The sequence below is a fragment of the Biformimicrobium ophioploci genome, from assembly GCF_030270605.1.
In the GTDB taxonomy this organism is placed as follows: Bacteria; Pseudomonadota; Gammaproteobacteria; order Pseudomonadales; family Cellvibrionaceae; genus Biformimicrobium; species Biformimicrobium ophioploci.
Map to the genome: position 1 here is coordinate 142,694 of NZ_BSYJ01000003.1, position 15,674 is coordinate 158,367.

A 15,674-nucleotide genomic window follows, 5' to 3' on the forward strand; every position below is an offset into this window, starting at 1 on the left:
ATCCAGGGGGAATTGCCTTGAGCGAATCGCAAGCCCGGAGTGTAGGACTGGCTACCTTCGCGAATACTCCATTAACCCGCTTCCTGATCGTAGCCGCGGCCTGTGTGGTCGTGCTGGCTGGTATGCGTGCGGCGGAATCGATCCTCGTCCCGTTCCTGCTTTCGCTGTTTATTGCGGTGCTCTGCTCGCCACCGCTGCTGTGGTTGAGCCGGCACAAGGTGCCCAACGGCCTGGCGATCCTGATTGTGCTGTCCGTGATCATTGCCCTGTTTGCGCTGGTGAGCATGGTGGTTGGCTCATCGGTCGCGGACTTCCGCGAGGACCTGCCCAGCTATCAGGCGCGCCTGCGTGGACAGGCAGACCAGTGGCTGGCCTGGCTGGCGGCCAAGGGCATCGACCTGGACACGAATATCTGGCGGGACAACATTAACCCGGGTGCGGTGCTGGGGTTCGCGGGGAATGCGCTGGCGTCGTTCGGCAACATGATGACCAACTTCTTCCTCATACTGCTGACTGTTGCATTTATCCTGGCGGAGGAAGTCGGTTTCGCTGACAAGCTGCGCAGCGCGCGGCCAAATGCAGACGCCTCAGTCACGGCAATCGGCCGGTTTACCCATGCGGTCAACCGCTATATGGCCATGAAGACCTGGATCAGCATGCTGACCGGTAGCCTGGCACTTCTGTGGTGCTACTCCATCGGCCTGGATTACGCGCCGCTCTGGGGGCTGCTGGCCTTTCTGTTCAACTTCATCCCCAACCTGGGCTCCATCATCGCGGCGATTCCGCCCGTGCTGCTGGCGCTGGTGCAGCTGGGGGTGGGCGATGCCGCCCTGACCGCAATTGTCTATGTGGCAATCAACACCCTGATCGGCAATATCCTGGAGCCGAGGTTCATGGGCAAGGGACTTAACCTGTCTGCGCTGGTAGTATTCCTGTCCCTGGTCTTCTGGGGCTGGGTGCTGGGGCCGGTGGGTATGCTGTTGTCGGTCCCGCTGACCATGACGGTCAAGATCGCACTGGAAAGTTTCGAGGAAACCCGCTGGATCGGTGCCATGATGGGCTCCGGTGTGGCCTCGGTAGAGGCGCTGCTGGAACACCAGTCAGCTGCCGGAAGAGGGCCAGAAATGCCTTCGGAAGCGAGTCCGGAGGCGGCCCCGGGAGAAGTGCCGGAAAAAGAGAATGAGGTTAAGAATGCTGAATAAGAAACTGGCAGCCTGTTTGCTGGCTGCGGCCTTGCCATTTGCCGCCTTCGCTGCGAATGACGCGGCCCTGAGCAAGGAGCAGCTGGAGGTTGCCTCCAAGCTGCGCGACCAGGCGCTCGAGAAGTCTGACGCCTATAGCCTGGTGGAATCGCTTACTGTTGAAGTGGGCCCGCGTTTCCCCGGCACCGAGGGCGACGTTCGTGCCGTTGCCTGGGCTACTGAAAAAATGCAGGCCCTGGGTTTTGACCGGGTCTACACCGAGCAGATCGATGTGCATCGCTGGCGCCGTGGCCACGTACATGCGGAAGTCGTCGCGCCCTATCCGCAGCCGCTGGTTGCGACTTCACTGGGTTACAGCGCAGCTACCCCGAAAGGGGGGATCACCGCGGAAATCGTCGAGTTTGCCGATGTGCAGGCGCTGGAAGCTGCCGACCCGGAAACGGTGAAGGGCAAGATTGCCTTTATTAACAAGCGCATGGTGCGCACTCGTACCGGCGAAGGCTACGGCCCCGTAGTTGGCGCGCGCAGCCGCGGTATGCGTATCGCCACGGAAAAAGGCGCAGCGGCACTGGTAATCCGCTCTGTTGGTACCGATTCCGACCGCTTTGCCCACACGGGTATGATGGCATTTACCGGCGTGGACAACCCGGTGCCGGCGCTGGCACTTTCAGCCCCGGACGCGAACCTGGTTGAGGCCATGCTCAAGCGCGGCAAGCCGGTGGAAATCAAGATTTCTGCCGATAACGAGATGCTGGGCGATGGTCCGTCCTTCAATGTAATCGGCGAATTGCGCGGCCGCGAGAAGCCGGACGAGGTGGTGATTATCGGTGCGCACCTGGATTCCTGGGATGAGGGCACTGGTGCACTGGATGACGGTGCCGGTGTGGCGATTGTGATGGAAACCGCGCGCCTGCTGGCGCAGCTACCGGAGCGTCCGCGTCGCACCGTGCGTGTGATCCTGTTCGGTGCCGAGGAAATCGGCCTGGTGGGTGCCAAGCAGTATGTGGAAGCGCACAAGGATGAACTGGACAAGATCGTCGCGATTTCCGAATCTGATTTTGGTGCGGGCAAGGTGTGGCGTTTCGATACCGGTTTCCCGGAGGGCAAGTTGGGCCTGGCCGACCAGATGATGCAGGTACTTGCGCCGCTCGGCATTGAGCGTGGCAATAACAAGTCCAGCGGTGGTCCGGACAGCAGCGTATTCTATGCGCAGGGTGTGCCGGCATTCCGCTTGTACCAGGACGGTAGCGATTACTTCGATTACCATCACACGCCCAATGATACGCTGGACAAAATCGACCCCGAAAATATGAAGCAGAACGTCGCGGCCTGGATAGCGGCCACTTATCTGCTGGCGGAAATGGAAGAAACCCTCGGACAACTGCCAACCGCAAAATAAACTGATGTTCAAAAGGGCCCTCGGGGCCCTTTTTTATTCAAATAGCCTTTCCTAGTAAACGCAACTTTCCTTATTCAAATCAGGTGTAAGGAACCGCGCGCCATCACCTTAGCATCCTTCCTGTCTGCCGAAATTCCACATGGAGTTCCGCCGCCTTAGGCTGCGGCAGGCGCAAAGGGGTCACCGCAGTGCAGTAACAAGATCGGTGACTTGTTGGGGTAATCATTACGTTACCGCGATGACCAAATTGGGCTTTCAGGTCCCCGATCTGTGTGCCCGATAAGTCGACTTGCGAGGTTAAGTCATGAGAATACGCGCCTTCAAAACCGCCGGAGTCCTGTCGGGCCTGCTGGGCGTCCTGTTAATTGCTGAGTCCGCATCTGCGCACCACACCTATACGCAGCGTAATCAGTACAGCAACAACAACAGCCGGAGTGTCAGTTACAACGACTACTATCGGAAGCAGGCGGAAGCGAGGAAGCGTTACCGGAATGGCGGGGCGCGCTTCTACCAGAGCCGTCGTGCTTACAGCTCTTCCTACAATCGCAACAGTAATCGCCGCTATTCGGGTAGCCATCCTTATCAGCAGAGTAACGAGCGTATTCACTGGAATGGTCATGGTGTGCGCGGTACGCCGAGCATCAAGATTGATATCAGTGAGCAGCGCGCTTATTTCTACAAGGGTGACCGTATTGTAGGCAGCACCAGGGTTTCAACCGGTAAGCCGGGTTACGAAACGCCGCTGGGCACCTTCAAGATTTCCGAGAAGAAGGTAGCGCACCGCTCCAACCTCTATGGCCAGTATGTGGATCCGAGAGGCTATGTGATCCGCAGTAATGTGGACGTGCGCAAGCACCGTCGCCCGGCGGGTACTGTGTTCCGCGGTGCATCCATGGATTACATGATGCGCGTGAGTGGCCCCGTGAGCATGCACGCCGGTCGGGTGCCTAACTATCCGGCGTCCCATGGCTGTATCCGACTGCCCTGGCACATGGCTCGTATCTTCTTCGAGAACGCGTCAGTGGGTACCGTGGTGCGGGTCGTCCCTTAACAACGTTTGTTCTTGAAAATTAAAGGGGGTCAGATCTTTGATCTGACCCCCTTTGCCCATTGGTCCTGAAGATGAGCGGGGTCAGATCCATGATCTGACCCCTTTTGTCCATTGATCCTGAAGATTAGAGGGGTCAGATCCAAGATCTGACCCCTTTGTCCAATGATCCTGAAGGTGAGCGGGGTCAGATCCATGATCTGACCCCCTTGTCCAATGATCCTGAAGGTGAGCGGGGTCAGATCCAAGATCTGACCCCTTTTGTCCATTGATTCTGAAGAGTTGCGCATCAAGGATGCGCGCCACGCAATTCCCGCACCTCCTGTTGCAGATCGGCTGCCGCTGCCTTGCCGGCGGGGATCGGCTCTCCCGCCACCACACACACACGCGACCAGAACCGACGCGGCAGCGTGGTAAACGCATGGCCGTCCTTGTGGCTGAAGAAGCTGCCCCAGAGTCCGCGCAGGGCCATGGGAATCACCGGTACCGGGTTCTTCTGGAGAATTTTTTCGATACCGGCCTTGAATGGCTGTATCTCTCCGTTCCCGGTCAGTTGTCCTTCGGGGAATATGCACAGCAGGTCGCCGTCCGCGAGTGCCTGTTCTATCTCGGCAAACGCCCGTGTGTAGCCTTCAGGATCCTGTGACTTGCCGCAGATGGGAATGGCACGGCTGGTGCGGAAGATGAAATTGAGTACCGGAATCTCGTAGATCGGCTTGTACATGATAAAGCGGATCGGGCGACGCACGGCGCCTGCGAGCAACAGTGCATCCACATAGCTCACATGGTTGCACGCAATAATCGCCGCGCCTTCCTCGGGAATGGCTTCCAGCCCTTTGTGCTTGACCCGGTACATGGTGTGCGAGAGCAGCCACACCAGGAAGCGCATGGCAAATTCCGGGACGCGATTGAATACGAAGATCGCCACCGCCGCATTCATCAGGGCAATCACCAGGAAGAAACCGGGGATGGAGACCTTGAGTATGTTCAGGAACAGGATGCCGAGCAGCGCGGCGATCACCATAAACAGAGCATTGAGGACATTGTTGGCGGAGACAATACGCGCGCGCAGTGTCTTGTCCGAGCGGTCCTGCATCAGGGCGTACAGCGGGACTATATAAAAGCCGCCGAAAATACCGATCAGGACCAGGTCCACCAGTATGCGCAGGCTGCCGCTGGCCGCCCAGTAGTCCATGATGCTGGCGTCTTTCAGCAACTGGAAACTGCTGCCTGTCCAGGCCAGATCAATGCCCGCCAGGGTCAGACCAATGGCGCCGACCGGAACAAGTCCAAGCTCGATACGGCCACCGGAGAAGTGCTCGCACAACAGGGAGCCGGTGGCGATACCAATGGTGAAGGTACAGAGCAGCAGGGTGACCACCATTTCGCTGCCGCCAAGTACGTTCTTGGTGAAACTGGGAACCTGTGTCAGGTAGGCAGAGCCCTGCAGCCAGAACCAGGAGATACCGATGATCGCATAGAAAACCGCGGGTTTTTGCGCGGCCAGCCTGAGGACCCGTCCGGTCTGGCTGAAGGAATTGAAATTGATGCGCAGATCCGGCGCCGGCGGCTGTGCTGCCGGAATCTGGCGGCTGGCGAGATAGCCGGCGGTGGAGGCGAGCATCAGTATGGCCGCAATCCAGTAGAGCCCGTACTCGCCCTCTCCGGTCTGCCCGGCAAGCAGACCGCCAAAGATGGTGCCCAGCAAAATCGCCACGAATGTCCCCATTTCCACCTGTGCATTACCGCCCACCAATTCCGATGAGTCCAGGTGCTGCGGCAGGATGGCGTATTTGACTGGTCCAAAAAAAGAAGATTGTACTCCGAGCAGGAATAGCACCAGCAGGCTCATGGGTGTGCTGCCGCTGAACAGGGCAATGATCGCAAGAATACAGATGATGATCTCGGCCAGCTTGATCACCCGGATCAGGCGGCCCTTGTCGTACTTGTCTGCCAGCTGCCCGGCAAAGGGCGAAAATAAAAAGAATGGCAGGATGAAAAGCCCCGCAGCGAGGTTGATCAGCGCATTGGCCTCGTTCTGGCTCAGGCGGAAGGCGATCATGACCACCAGCGCATTCTTGAACACGTTATCGTTGAAGGCGCCCAGGAACTGGGTAATGAAAAACGGCAAAAAGCGGCGCGTTTTCAACAACTGGAACTGATTTTTAGCTGCCATACCTGGCCTCTCAGTTGAAATTATCTGTGGTTGCTCAAAACTGCTTCTGGATAGGTTCGCGACGCATGGAAGTGAACAGGCTCAGCTCCCATGGGCGCATGGCCAGCAGCAGGCTGGAACCGAATTTCTCAGCCTGCGGCAGGTTCTTTTCTTCGCGGTGCAGCTGCTCGAATTCTTCGCCGAGCTTTTTCATTTTACGTTGCATCAGGGCGTTGGCTTCGCGGCTCAGCATGCCATTCTGGAACAGCATCAGTTCGCCGGGGCCGTGGAAGTCACACTGGAAGAACTCTGACTCGATGTGCCTGCGGAAAAAGGTCCTGATGGGGCCGCCGGAACGCCAGCGGAAATGGGCGTCCACCAACACCTTGATGCGGTTGCCAGGCAGTAGCTCGATTGCGCCCATGCGATCGAGACGCGCCAGCAGCTGGATGCACTCGGTTTCCGAGATCGCGTAGGTACTGACAATCTCCTGGAAAGACCAGCGGTTGAGTGCGCAGACCGCTACCAGCAGGAGGGGGGTGTTGTTTGCCAGCTCCTGCTCTTGGATCTCGCTGAGCTCCAGCAGGGGGCGTCGCTGGTCCGCGTGCTGCACCAGGTCGGAAAAGCGGATGTCGAGAAATTCGCAGATGCGCTCCAGCCTGTCCAGGGTAAGCGGGCCGCGGTTCAGGAGCCGCTTTACGCTGGCCTCACTGATATCCAGTACGGCAGAAACGTCTGCGTAGGTTTTACCGTGTTGCTTTAACGTGGCTTTAAGCGCCCTGACGATCCCTGCGGCTTGGGCCATGTTCGGCTCCCTGTTCCCAATGTCTGACCAGACGGACCCATCATGCGCGACGGGATCGGTATGTGCAACTTGCTATGGTTTGGCTTGCCTGCTGTGCCTTCGGGTAGCACGTGGTGATCCTTTTGCGGGCCAAAAGTCCTGATCCGATGAATATCGGCCAGGCATAAAAAAGCCGGGCATGGAACCCGGCTTTTCCTGTGAGACCCGGATGCCCGGCTATTTGGGCATGCGAAAGGTAATCGGCATGGTGAAGGAGAAGGTCTCATCCTTCAGCTGCGTGGGAATTTCCGGGAAAGGCGCCGCGCGCTTGATAGCCTCTTCGGCCGCGCGGTTCAGGGTACCGTAGCGGCTTTCCTGTACCGTGGCGATATCCTGGATTTCACCCTCGCGGTTGATGACCACGGCAATACGCACGCTGCCTTCATGTCCGCGTTGCTGTGCGCGGGCCGGGTAGCGCAGGCCCTTGCGCGCGTGGCGGAACAGGCTGGACTGGTAAATCTGGCGCGCCAGCAGCATATCGGCGGTGATGACTTCGTCGTCTTCGTCGAGCTCGTCATCCTCTACCGGTGCCGGTTTTGGCTTGGCCTTGGCGGTCTGGACCGGCTTTGGCTTGGGCTTCTCAGGCGCCGGTGCTTTCTCGATAGCCGGGGCCTCTACTTTCAGGTCAGACGTATCGACGCTGGCGAGGCTCGGGCGCATCGGCAGGGCAGCGGGCACGGTTTCCATCGGGGCTGCGGATGCAGGTTGGCTTTGCTCCTGCGGCTCGGGTGCGGGCGCTGCAGCAACGGTCCGGCTTGCTCCGCGGGTAGCGGCAACGCGCTCCGCACTCGGCTGCAGGCTTTCGAAGGTCAGTGCCAGGCCGGAATCAACGTTGCCGGAAGAGAGCAGGCCCTCGCGGAAATCAGAGGAGGGCGGAACCGGGCCGATCCAGGCACGCAGCAATACGTTAAAGAAGGCGGGATCATTTACCTGGCCGAGTTCCTTGCCGTTCAGGGTGATGACCACCGGTGCGTTCGGCTTGTATTCAACCGCCAGGTTGTCACCGGCGTAGAGGCGGCCGCGGAACATGTTGGCGAAGCTCACCATGTTGTCGGACTGTGCGGTGAGTACGTCGCTGCCGTTGTTGATGGCAATGCCCTCAATCCACTGGCTGCGCAGGCGCCGGGCGGAGAGACGTTCCTCGACAACACGCACTTCAAGACGACGGGCAGAGCGCTCGCTCAGTGCTGCGTTGCGGTCGGAAGTCAGGGTTTCGGAGTAAAAGGCAGCGATGTAGCTGTCCTTGTTGAATTCCTGGTTCAGTGCGAGTCCGTTCATCAGCGGCTGGGCGAGTGCGCCCATCGTAAACAGTCCCCCGAAGACCCAGAGCATGGTAGATACAAATATTTTGGTTTTCATGGCATTGCCTGTTTTTGCTGTCTTTTGGTCGGGCGCCAGATTGTGTGCTGGCTTGAGCATATAGCGAACAATTTGCTCAAGCTGTGACCAGCTCTTCCCCTAAGTACTGGTACATCTAAACCATACTGCAATTGGTACTTAGTTCAAGCGTGATTTGTGGGCAGTCACGCGTTTTTCGATTATTTGTACAAGGCCCTCTGGCGTGAAGTATGGCGAGAGGATTAGAATCCCGATGCCCTTATGAAGTTGCAGCTGTAAAAGAAGTATTCCAATGATTAGCAAGCCCCTTACAGACTTCCCCCGCGACTCCGTTGACAGGTTACTGAATGTCATTCACCTGTTTCGTGATATCCGTGCGAGCAGCGAGTGGCAATACGACGTACTGTTCAAGCGCTCACGCCTGGTGACACTTGAGCCCGGTGAGGCGCTGTTCCATGCGGGTGACGTGGATCAGTGGATGTATTTTCTGCTGCGCGGGGAGCTCAAGGTGCTGCCGGGCCGTGAACCATTGCCGGGCACCAAGCCGCTGGCCGAGATCCGCCCGGGAGAGGTATTCGGGGACCTGGCAATGCTGCTGGCGGAGCCCCGCAGCGCGACTATCGTCGCTGCCGGCGAGGCAAAGGAAGTGCAGGTGCTGGGTGTCGATTGCACCCTGTTTGGCGACCTTGAGGACTTCACCCTGCTGCAGCTGCCCACCAAGCTGGTGTTCTACCGCAACATGGTCCACTCACTACGCTGGAAGCTTGAGGTCTATCGTTCCCGCTTCCCGGAGCACGAGCTGGCCAACAGTCACCGCAGGTTGCGCCTGTACACCGGGCAGAAGAACTGCAAGGAAGAGCTGGTGGCGCTGGCGGAACAGGCACGCTGCCTGGCGGGCATCCTGCTGGACTGGAACGTCGAGTTCGGCAGTGGCGACCTGGTCGAGGATCGCTCCGGCATGATGGATTTCCTTGACGCCATTTTCGACTAAAGGCTGTTTCCCCTCTCTCTCCTTCTAATCAGGGGGCGCGTTTGCGCCTCATGTCATTGACCGATTTTGTCTTGTCATTTAGCGCCATTGCGTCACCGGCCGCGTGCCTAAATCGGTTATCATGTCGCAGTCCGCATCTGGCACCCGCATTACGGGGACCCTCCCCGTGAATAATCCGGTGCCGCGTCCAGTCGGTGGCCAATAAGACCGACCCCCGCGCGGAAATTCTTGCTGATTTCATAATCGACACTGTTCTGTGGCTGCACAATGGCGCGGCCGCACCTAGACTGCGTGCTTTCGTGCGCCGGTGTCTGCCGGTTTGGAAAATGTTCCCCAGGGTGGGGTATTGGCTGTAAATAATGAGTTTGATCAAAAGTATTCTGTCGAACAAAAACTACCGGGTCGCGGCAGTCGTTGCGCTGCTGACCCTGGCCTGGCTGGCCAGTGGCCTGATGGGCGACAAGCAAGATGTGATCCCCGCAGCCGAGGTGGCCGGGGAAGAAACCCTGCCGCTGGTGCAGGCGGCAAGGCTGCAGGCGCAGCCCTACGCAACCACCGTGGTGGTAAATAGCAGTACCGAGCCAAACCGCAGCGTGCGCCTGCGCGCCGAGCTCGACGGCGTGATTACCAAGGTCCCCGTGGAAGAGGGCAGTAATGTGTCTGCCGGCACGGTGATCTGTGAAGTTGGGGAGGAAGACCGGCGCCAGAAGCTGGTGGAGGCCGAGGCCCAGCTTGCAAAGGCACGCCTGGAATACCAGGGTGCACAAAAATTGATCAGCAAGGGGCTCAATTCGCAGACGGCCCTGGCCCAATTCAAGGCCGCGCTGGAAACCGCTCGCGTGGTGCAGAAACGCGCCGAACTGGATATCGAGCGCCTTCAGATCAAGGCGCCCTACGCCGGTGTGGTGAACCGGCGCATGGTGGAGCTGGGCGACTTTGTCCGCCGTGGGGAAGATTGTGCCGTGCTGCTGGATCTGGACCCGATCCTGGTGGTGGGGCAGGTGTCCGAGAGTCAGGTTGGCCTGCTGCGCAAGGGTTCGACCGCGCGCGCCAAGTTGCAGGTGGGTGGTGAAATCACCGGCACCCTGCGCTACATCAGCAGTGAGACGGATCCGATTACCCGTGCCTACCGGGTAGAAGTGGCAGTCCCGAATGCGGATGGCAAGCTGCGTGCCGGCATCAGCGGGCGTTTGGCGCTGCCCACCGGGGAGATGCTGGCGCACAAGATCAGCCCGTCGCTGCTCACACTGGATGATGAAGGCCTGATGGGCGTGCGTATCGTGGACGATCAGGGCCGTGTGCGCTTTGTCAGGGTTAACCTGGTTGGCGATGCTGCGGACGGGGTCTGGGTTACCGGGCTTCCCCGTGAAATCCTGCTGATCACTGTCGGCCAGGAGTATGTTGGCGAAGGTGACCTGGTCAAAGTCAGCATCGAGGAAACAACTGGCGCCAACAAGGTGATTGAGCCGGTGGGCGGTGAGCGTACAGAACCCCGGGTAGAGAAGTAACCATGAGTGTGATTTCTGCAGCAATCAGCCGTTATCGCAGCAGCCTCAGCATTATGCTGCTGATCGTCATCATGGGTATTGCGGCCCGCGCTGCCATGACAGTGGAGTCCAACCCGGAAGTAAACCCGCCGTTCGTTATCGTCTCGGTCCGCCATGAGGGGATTTCCCCGGAGGACGGGGTGCGCCTGCTGGTGCGCCCGATTGAAAAGGAAGTGCGCGCGATCGAGGGGGTCAAGGAAGTTACCGCGACCTCGCGTGAATCGCTGGTTTATGTCGTGCTCGAATTCGAGAGCGGAATCGATATCGACCAGGCGGTGAACGACACGCGAGTAGCAGTGGACAGGGCCAAGGCGGAGTTGCCTCAGGATTCCGATGAGCCGGTGATCGAGGAGGCTTCGGCTTCGCCATACCCGTCAATCGTGGTGACCCTGGCCGGTAATAATGTGGGTGAGCGCACGCTGCTGGCCACTGCGCGACACCTGAAGCGCAAGATCGAGGGTTTGCCCACCGTATTGAGCGCGGACCTGGGTGGTAACCGGGAGGAAGTGGTTGAAGCCATCATCGACCCGGTACGGCTCGAGCACTACCGCATTACCAGTGCGGAGCTGATCAGTGCGGTGCTGGGCAACAACCTGCTGATACCGGCGGGTGAGCTGGAAACCGGCCAGGGACGTTTCTCCGTGAAGGTGCCGGGCCTGATTGAGTCGGAAAAGGACGTTTACAGCATTCCGATCAAGACCAGTGCCGAGGGTGTGGTAACCCTGGGCGATGTGACGGATATCCGCCGTACCTTCAAGGATCCTTCCAGTTATACCAGCGTCAACGGCAAGCCCGGTCTCGCAATCGATGTGGAAAAGCGCGGCGATGCCAACTCGGTGGATGTGGCCGATTCCGTACGTGAACTGGTCAACGCGGAAATTCCCGGGCTACCCGCGGGTGTCGAAGTACAGTATGTGTTTGACCAGTCTGATTTCGCGCGGGACATGGTCAACGAGATGCAGGGCAATATCCTCACCGCCATGATTTTGGTGATGGTGATCGTGGTGGCGGCGCTCGGCTTTCGCTCGGGGCTACTGGTGGGGCTCGGTATTCCGTTCTCGTTACTGTTTGGCTCCATCATCACCTGGTACCTGGGCTTTTCATTCAACTTCATGGTGATGTTCGGCATGTTGCTGGCGCTCGGTATGTTGATTGACGGCTCCATCGTGATTACCGAGTTTGCCGATCGCAAGATGGCGGAGGGCCTGTCTGCGAAGGGCGCCTATGTGCTCTCCGTGCGGCGCATGTTCTGGCCGGTGGTGGCTTCAACCGGCACCACCCTGGCGGCGTTCCTGCCGATCATGTTCTGGCCGGGGGTGGCCGGCGAATTCATGCGTTACCTGCCGGTGACGGTGTTTGCGGTGCTGGCGGGTTCACTCCTGTATGCACTGTTCTTCGCACCGGTGATGGGCGGCCTGTTTGGCCGTAGTGACATGGACCTCAAGACCCAGCATCACCTGCGTGAACTGGAAAGCGGGCAGCCGACCAAGTTGCCCGGTATTACCGGTGCCTACGCGCGCCTCCTGTCCCGGGTGCTCCGGGTCCCGGTGCTTGCGTTCGGCATAACGCTGGTGGTGCTGTGGGCAATCTTTACCGGGTTTACTACCTTTGGCGCGGGTGTTGAATACTTTACTGACACCGAAGAGCAATACGGCAATGTGGAAGTGCGTGCGCAGGGTAACCTCAGCGTGGCGGAGAAGCGTAAGCTGGTCGTGCAGGTGGAGCAGGCGGTAATGACAGTGCCGGAGGTGCGCGTCGTCTATACCGCGATTGGTTCTGGCGGTATCTCCGGCAAGACCGACAAGGCGCCGGACCAGATTGCGAACATGCTGGTGGAACTGCACGCGGCGGAAAAGCGCGAACGAAAGAGCCGCGAGATCTTTGAGGATATCCGCCGCAGGACGGCGCGTTTCCCCGGAATCAAGGTGGGTGCGAAGGTGTTTGAGGGCGGCCCACCGGTAGGCAAGGATATTGTCATCGAACTCCGAGGCCAGGACTACGACAAGCTACTGGTGGAGACGCGGCGCATCCGTGCGGCCATGGAGAGCGAGTTTGAAGGGCTGCGCGATGTGGTGGATACCTCGCCATTGCCCGGTATTGAGTGGGAAATTGAAGTCGACCGTTCCAAGGCAGCACTTTACGGCGCAGATATTACCGAGGTGGGGCGCGCCGTACAGCTGGTGACGGCAGGGGTGCGCGTGGGTGAATACCGCCCCGACGACACCGACGAAGAGGTGGATATCCGGATTCGCTATCCGGGCGATTTCCGCGGGATCTCAGCCCTGGAGCGCCTGCGAATCAACACTCGCGAGGGCACCGTGCCGATCAGCAGTTTTGTGCAGGCAGTGCCCAAGCCCAAGGTCGACAAGATCCAGCGCATCGACGGTGTGACGCGCATGGAAGTAAAGGCGGATGTGGACAAGAGCCGCTACCTGGTGAATGACAAATTCCGTGAGATCCGCGAGTGGATCGATGCCAACCCCGTGCAGGGCGGTGTGGAGGTTGTCTACCGCGGTGCCGATGAGGAGCAACAGGAGGCGATGCTGTTCCTGGGCTTTGCGTTCAGTATGTCGTTGTTCCTGATGTTTATCCTGCTGGTGACACAGTTCAACAGCTTCTACCAGTCGGCCCTGATCCTGTCGTCGGTAATCATGTCTACTGCCGGTGTGTTGCTGGGCCTGTTGCTTACCAACAGTACATTCAGTGCCATCATGACGGGCGTGGGTATCGTGGCGCTCGCGGGTATTGTTGTGAACAACAATATTGTCCTGATCGATACCTACAATTATGTCAGGCACAAGGAGCCCGGCCTGTCGCCAACCGCCGCTGCCATCAGGGCGTCTGCACAACGCCTGCGACCGGTATTCCTGACCACAGTGACAACGATCCTGGGGTTGTTGCCGCTGGCGCTTGGAGCCAGTGTCGATATGGTGGGACGCAATATCATCGTCAACGGCATTATTGCGTCTTTCTGGGTCAAGCTGGCGAGCGCCATCGTTTATGGGCTCAGCTTCTCCACGATTTTGACCCTGGTGGTAACGCCTGTCATGCTGGTGTTGCCGGATCGTGTGCGTGACCTTTGGCGGCGCTACGTCGCGCCGAAGTTGCCCCGCTCCGGTAACACTGCGGAGATAGCGAAAGAAAGCTAATGGATTTGCACAGGGAGGTGCACTTGCATAACTGGCCGGAAAATATCAGGACTGCAGCCCGCGATGCGGGTGTTGAGATGGCGGATGACATTGACTGGTTTATCCGCGAGCAGCGCTTGCCGGCCACATTTGCCCAAACCATTCACGAATATTACCTGCCTCTGGCGGTCTGGCTTGCAGAGAAGCGCAATGAGGCCAATGGCCCGTTGCTGGTGGGTGTATGCGGCGGTCAGGGGGCGGGGAAGACCACCCTGACCGGCTTCCTGCAGCTGGCACTGGGCAAGCTGGGCTGGCGCAGCCTCTCCCTCTCGATTGATGACTTCTACCTTACCCGTAGTGAGCGGGAATCCCTGGCGCAGGCTGTGCACCCGCTGTTGCAGACACGCGGGGTACCCGGTACCCACGATGTCATGCTGGGGCTGGCAACTATTTCACGCCTGATGGGGTGTGCGCCGCAGGACATTATTCAGGTGCCCAGGTTCGACAAGGCGGCGGATGACCGCCTGCCTGCGGAAGAGTGGCCCAGCTGGCGCGGGCCGGCAGATATCGTGCTGCTGGAGGGCTGGTTTGTGGGTGCCACGCCGCAGGAGGATATCTCCGAGCCAATCAATCGCCTGGAGGCGGAGGAAGACGCGCAGGGTGAGTGGCGCAAGTACGCCAACGATATGTTGAGCACCGTTTACCCGCTGTTGTTTGATCAGATTAACTGCCTGGTGATGCTGAAGGTGCCGGGTATGGAAAGCGTACTTTCCTGGCGTACCCTGCAGGAGCAGAAGCTGCGTGACGCAGGCCGCGGGGGCATGTCGGATGATGAGGTTGAGCGTTTTGTACAGCACTACGAGCGTCTGACGCGGCATATCCTGAAAGAGATGCCTGAACGGGCGGATTGCGTGCTGGAGCTGGGCCGTGATCACCGGTTTTCCGGGGTGCGGCTCCTTCAGGAGTAAACTGGGGGCATAAAAAAACCGGGGCAGTGCCCCGGTTCTTTCAGCAATGCCAGATTACTTCTTGGCCTTGCGCGGACGACCGCGGCCGGCAGCTTTTTTGGCTGCCGGCTTCTTGGCTGCCTTTTTAGCTGCTGGTTTCTTTGCAGCTTTTTTGGCAGTTTTCTTCGCAGCAGGCTTTTTAGTGGCCTTCTTCTTGGCAGCGGCAGCCTTCTTCTTGGCTGCGGCAGCAGCTTTTTTCTTGGCAGCAGCAGCCTTCTTCTTCTCAGCAGCAGCCTTTTTCTTGGCGGCAGCAGCAGCCTTCTTCTTGGCAGCAGCGGCCTTTGCCTTTGCGGCAGCAGCGGCTTTCTTGGCAGCAGCAGCAGCCTTCTTCTTGGCAGCAGCGGCTTTTGCCTTTGCGGCAGCAGCGGCTTTCTTGGCAGCAGCGGCAGCCTTCTTCTTGTCAGCAGCGGCCTTTTTCTTGGCGGCGGCAGCGGCTTTCTTGGCAGCAGCGGCAGCTTTCTTCTTGTCAGCAGCAGCTTGTTTCTTGGCAGCAGCAGCAGCCTTCTTCATGATGGCAGCTTCAGCCTTGGCGATAGCAGCTTCAGCAGTAGCGGCGGACTTGGCGTTGTCCTTGGCGGCCTTGGCGGCGGCTTTTGCTTCGCTGGCAACAGCCTTGGCGGTATCAGCGACTTTCTTCGCTGCAGCTACGGCAGCCTGGGCAGCCTTGACCTGCTTCTGTGAAGCAGCTGACTTCTTCTTGGCTTTAGCGGCCTTCAGCTTGGTCTGGGCAGCTTTCACCTTGGCCGCAGCCTTGGTAGCGTCCTTTCCAGCCTTGCCTGCCGCCTTGGCGGTATCGGTTACTTGTTTGGCCCGAGCGGAAACCAGTTTTGACTTTAAGGAGGCAATTTCCTTTTCCAGTGCTACAACTGGATCTACAGCCTTGCTTTTACGTGCAGCCATAATTAAATACCCTGTAACTTTGCCTGATTTGTTGTTCTGTAGTGAGTGGTTAACGCCAGGTCAAGGAAGCTCTGAAATGGTTGCCCGTTGTGGGCATATCCGGAGTTCCTAAAAC

General features: G+C 58.8%; 11 protein-coding genes. 7 read left to right on the forward strand and 4 right to left on the reverse strand.

Annotation, left to right across the window (positions count from 1 at the left end; translation table 11 throughout):
- Positions 1-17: 17 nt before the first annotated feature.
- The 3 genes from QSJ80_RS07355 (at position 18) to QSJ80_RS07365 (ending at position 3,652) form a co-directional block, all read left to right on the forward strand.
- Positions 18-1,202 (forward strand): AI-2E family transporter, encoded by a 1,185-nt coding sequence (locus tag QSJ80_RS07355; RefSeq protein WP_285763784.1) that lies wholly within the window; start codon positions 18-20, stop codon positions 1,200-1,202.
- Positions 1,192-2,601, forward strand: coding sequence for a M20/M25/M40 family metallo-hydrolase (locus tag QSJ80_RS07360; protein WP_285763785.1), 1,410 nt, complete (start codon positions 1,192-1,194; stop codon positions 2,599-2,601). Before QSJ80_RS07355 ends, QSJ80_RS07360 begins: the two co-directional genes overlap by 11 nt.
- Before the next feature lie 304 nt (positions 2,602-2,905).
- The gene (locus QSJ80_RS07365; protein WP_285763786.1) at positions 2,906-3,652 is read left to right on the forward strand and encodes a L,D-transpeptidase family protein; all 747 of its coding nucleotides are present in this window, start codon (positions 2,906-2,908) and stop codon (positions 3,650-3,652) included.
- A 286-nt stretch (positions 3,653-3,938) separates the two neighbouring features.
- Here the strand turns inward: QSJ80_RS07365 and QSJ80_RS07370 are convergent, their stop codons facing one another.
- The 3 genes from QSJ80_RS07370 to QSJ80_RS07380 form a co-directional block, all read right to left on the reverse strand.
- A complete protein-coding gene (locus QSJ80_RS07370) occupies positions 3,939-5,825 on the reverse strand; it encodes an MFS transporter (protein ID WP_285763787.1) in 1,887 nt (628 codons plus the stop codon).
- Between the two features lie 34 nt (positions 5,826-5,859).
- Positions 5,860-6,609: a helix-turn-helix domain-containing protein gene (locus QSJ80_RS07375; protein ID WP_285763788.1), complete on the reverse strand. Its 750-nt coding sequence runs from the start codon at positions 6,607-6,609 to the stop codon at positions 5,860-5,862.
- A 216-nt stretch (positions 6,610-6,825) separates the two neighbouring features.
- Positions 6,826-8,007 (reverse strand): TonB family protein, encoded by a 1,182-nt coding sequence (locus QSJ80_RS07380; RefSeq protein WP_285763789.1) that lies wholly within the window; start codon positions 8,005-8,007, stop codon positions 6,826-6,828.
- Positions 8,008-8,278: 271 nt separating this feature from the next.
- Here QSJ80_RS07380 and QSJ80_RS07385 point away from each other — a divergent pair, with 271 nt between their 5' ends.
- The 4 genes from QSJ80_RS07385 (at position 8,279) to QSJ80_RS07400 (ending at position 14,620) form a co-directional block, all read left to right on the forward strand.
- Positions 8,279-8,977 carry a cyclic nucleotide-binding domain-containing protein gene (locus QSJ80_RS07385; protein ID WP_285763790.1) on the forward strand — a complete coding sequence of 233 codons (699 nt, stop codon included), beginning with the start codon at positions 8,279-8,281 and terminating at the stop codon, positions 8,975-8,977.
- A 359-nt stretch (positions 8,978-9,336) separates the two neighbouring features.
- Entirely contained in the window at positions 9,337-10,485 is a 1,149-nt protein-coding gene (locus QSJ80_RS07390; RefSeq protein ID WP_285763791.1) for an efflux RND transporter periplasmic adaptor subunit, read from the forward strand.
- A gap of 2 nt (positions 10,486-10,487) precedes the next feature.
- Entirely contained in the window at positions 10,488-13,673 is a 3,186-nt protein-coding gene (locus tag QSJ80_RS07395; protein ID WP_285763792.1) for an efflux RND transporter permease subunit, read from the forward strand.
- Positions 13,673-14,620: a phosphoribulokinase gene (locus QSJ80_RS07400; protein WP_285763793.1), complete on the forward strand. Its 948-nt coding sequence runs from the start codon at positions 13,673-13,675 to the stop codon at positions 14,618-14,620. Before QSJ80_RS07395 ends, QSJ80_RS07400 begins: the two co-directional genes overlap by 1 nt.
- Positions 14,621-14,674: 54 nt before the next feature.
- Here the strand turns inward: QSJ80_RS07400 and QSJ80_RS07405 are convergent, their stop codons facing one another.
- Positions 14,675-15,559 carry a hypothetical protein gene (locus QSJ80_RS07405; RefSeq protein WP_285763794.1) on the reverse strand — a complete coding sequence of 295 codons (885 nt, stop codon included), beginning with the start codon at positions 15,557-15,559 and terminating at the stop codon, positions 14,675-14,677.
- Positions 15,560-15,674: the final 115 nt, after the last annotated feature.

What these genes read in the sequence shown, in the direction of transcription:
- QSJ80_RS07360 (WP_285763785.1), top strand. Translation starts at nt 1,192, where the DNA reads ATGCTGAATAAGAAACTGGCAGCCTGTTTGCTGGCTGCGGCCTTGCCA.
- QSJ80_RS07365 (WP_285763786.1), top strand. Translation starts at nt 2,906, where the DNA reads ATGAGAATACGCGCCTTCAAAACCGCCGGAGTCCTGTCGGGCCTGCTG.
- QSJ80_RS07370 (WP_285763787.1), bottom strand. Translation starts at nt 5,825, where the DNA reads ATGGCAGCTAAAAATCAGTTCCAGTTGTTGAAAACGCGCCGCTTTTTG.
- QSJ80_RS07375 (WP_285763788.1), bottom strand. Translation starts at nt 6,609, where the DNA reads ATGGCCCAAGCCGCAGGGATCGTCAGGGCGCTTAAAGCCACGTTAAAG.
- QSJ80_RS07380 (WP_285763789.1), bottom strand. Translation starts at nt 8,007, where the DNA reads ATGAAAACCAAAATATTTGTATCTACCATGCTCTGGGTCTTCGGGGGA.
- QSJ80_RS07385 (WP_285763790.1), top strand. Translation starts at nt 8,279, where the DNA reads ATGATTAGCAAGCCCCTTACAGACTTCCCCCGCGACTCCGTTGACAGG.
- QSJ80_RS07390 (WP_285763791.1), top strand. Translation starts at nt 9,337, where the DNA reads ATGAGTTTGATCAAAAGTATTCTGTCGAACAAAAACTACCGGGTCGCG.
- QSJ80_RS07395 (WP_285763792.1), top strand. Translation starts at nt 10,488, where the DNA reads ATGAGTGTGATTTCTGCAGCAATCAGCCGTTATCGCAGCAGCCTCAGC.
- QSJ80_RS07400 (WP_285763793.1), top strand. Translation starts at nt 13,673, where the DNA reads ATGGATTTGCACAGGGAGGTGCACTTGCATAACTGGCCGGAAAATATC.
- QSJ80_RS07405 (WP_285763794.1), bottom strand. Translation starts at nt 15,559, where the DNA reads ATGGCTGCACGTAAAAGCAAGGCTGTAGATCCAGTTGTAGCACTGGAA.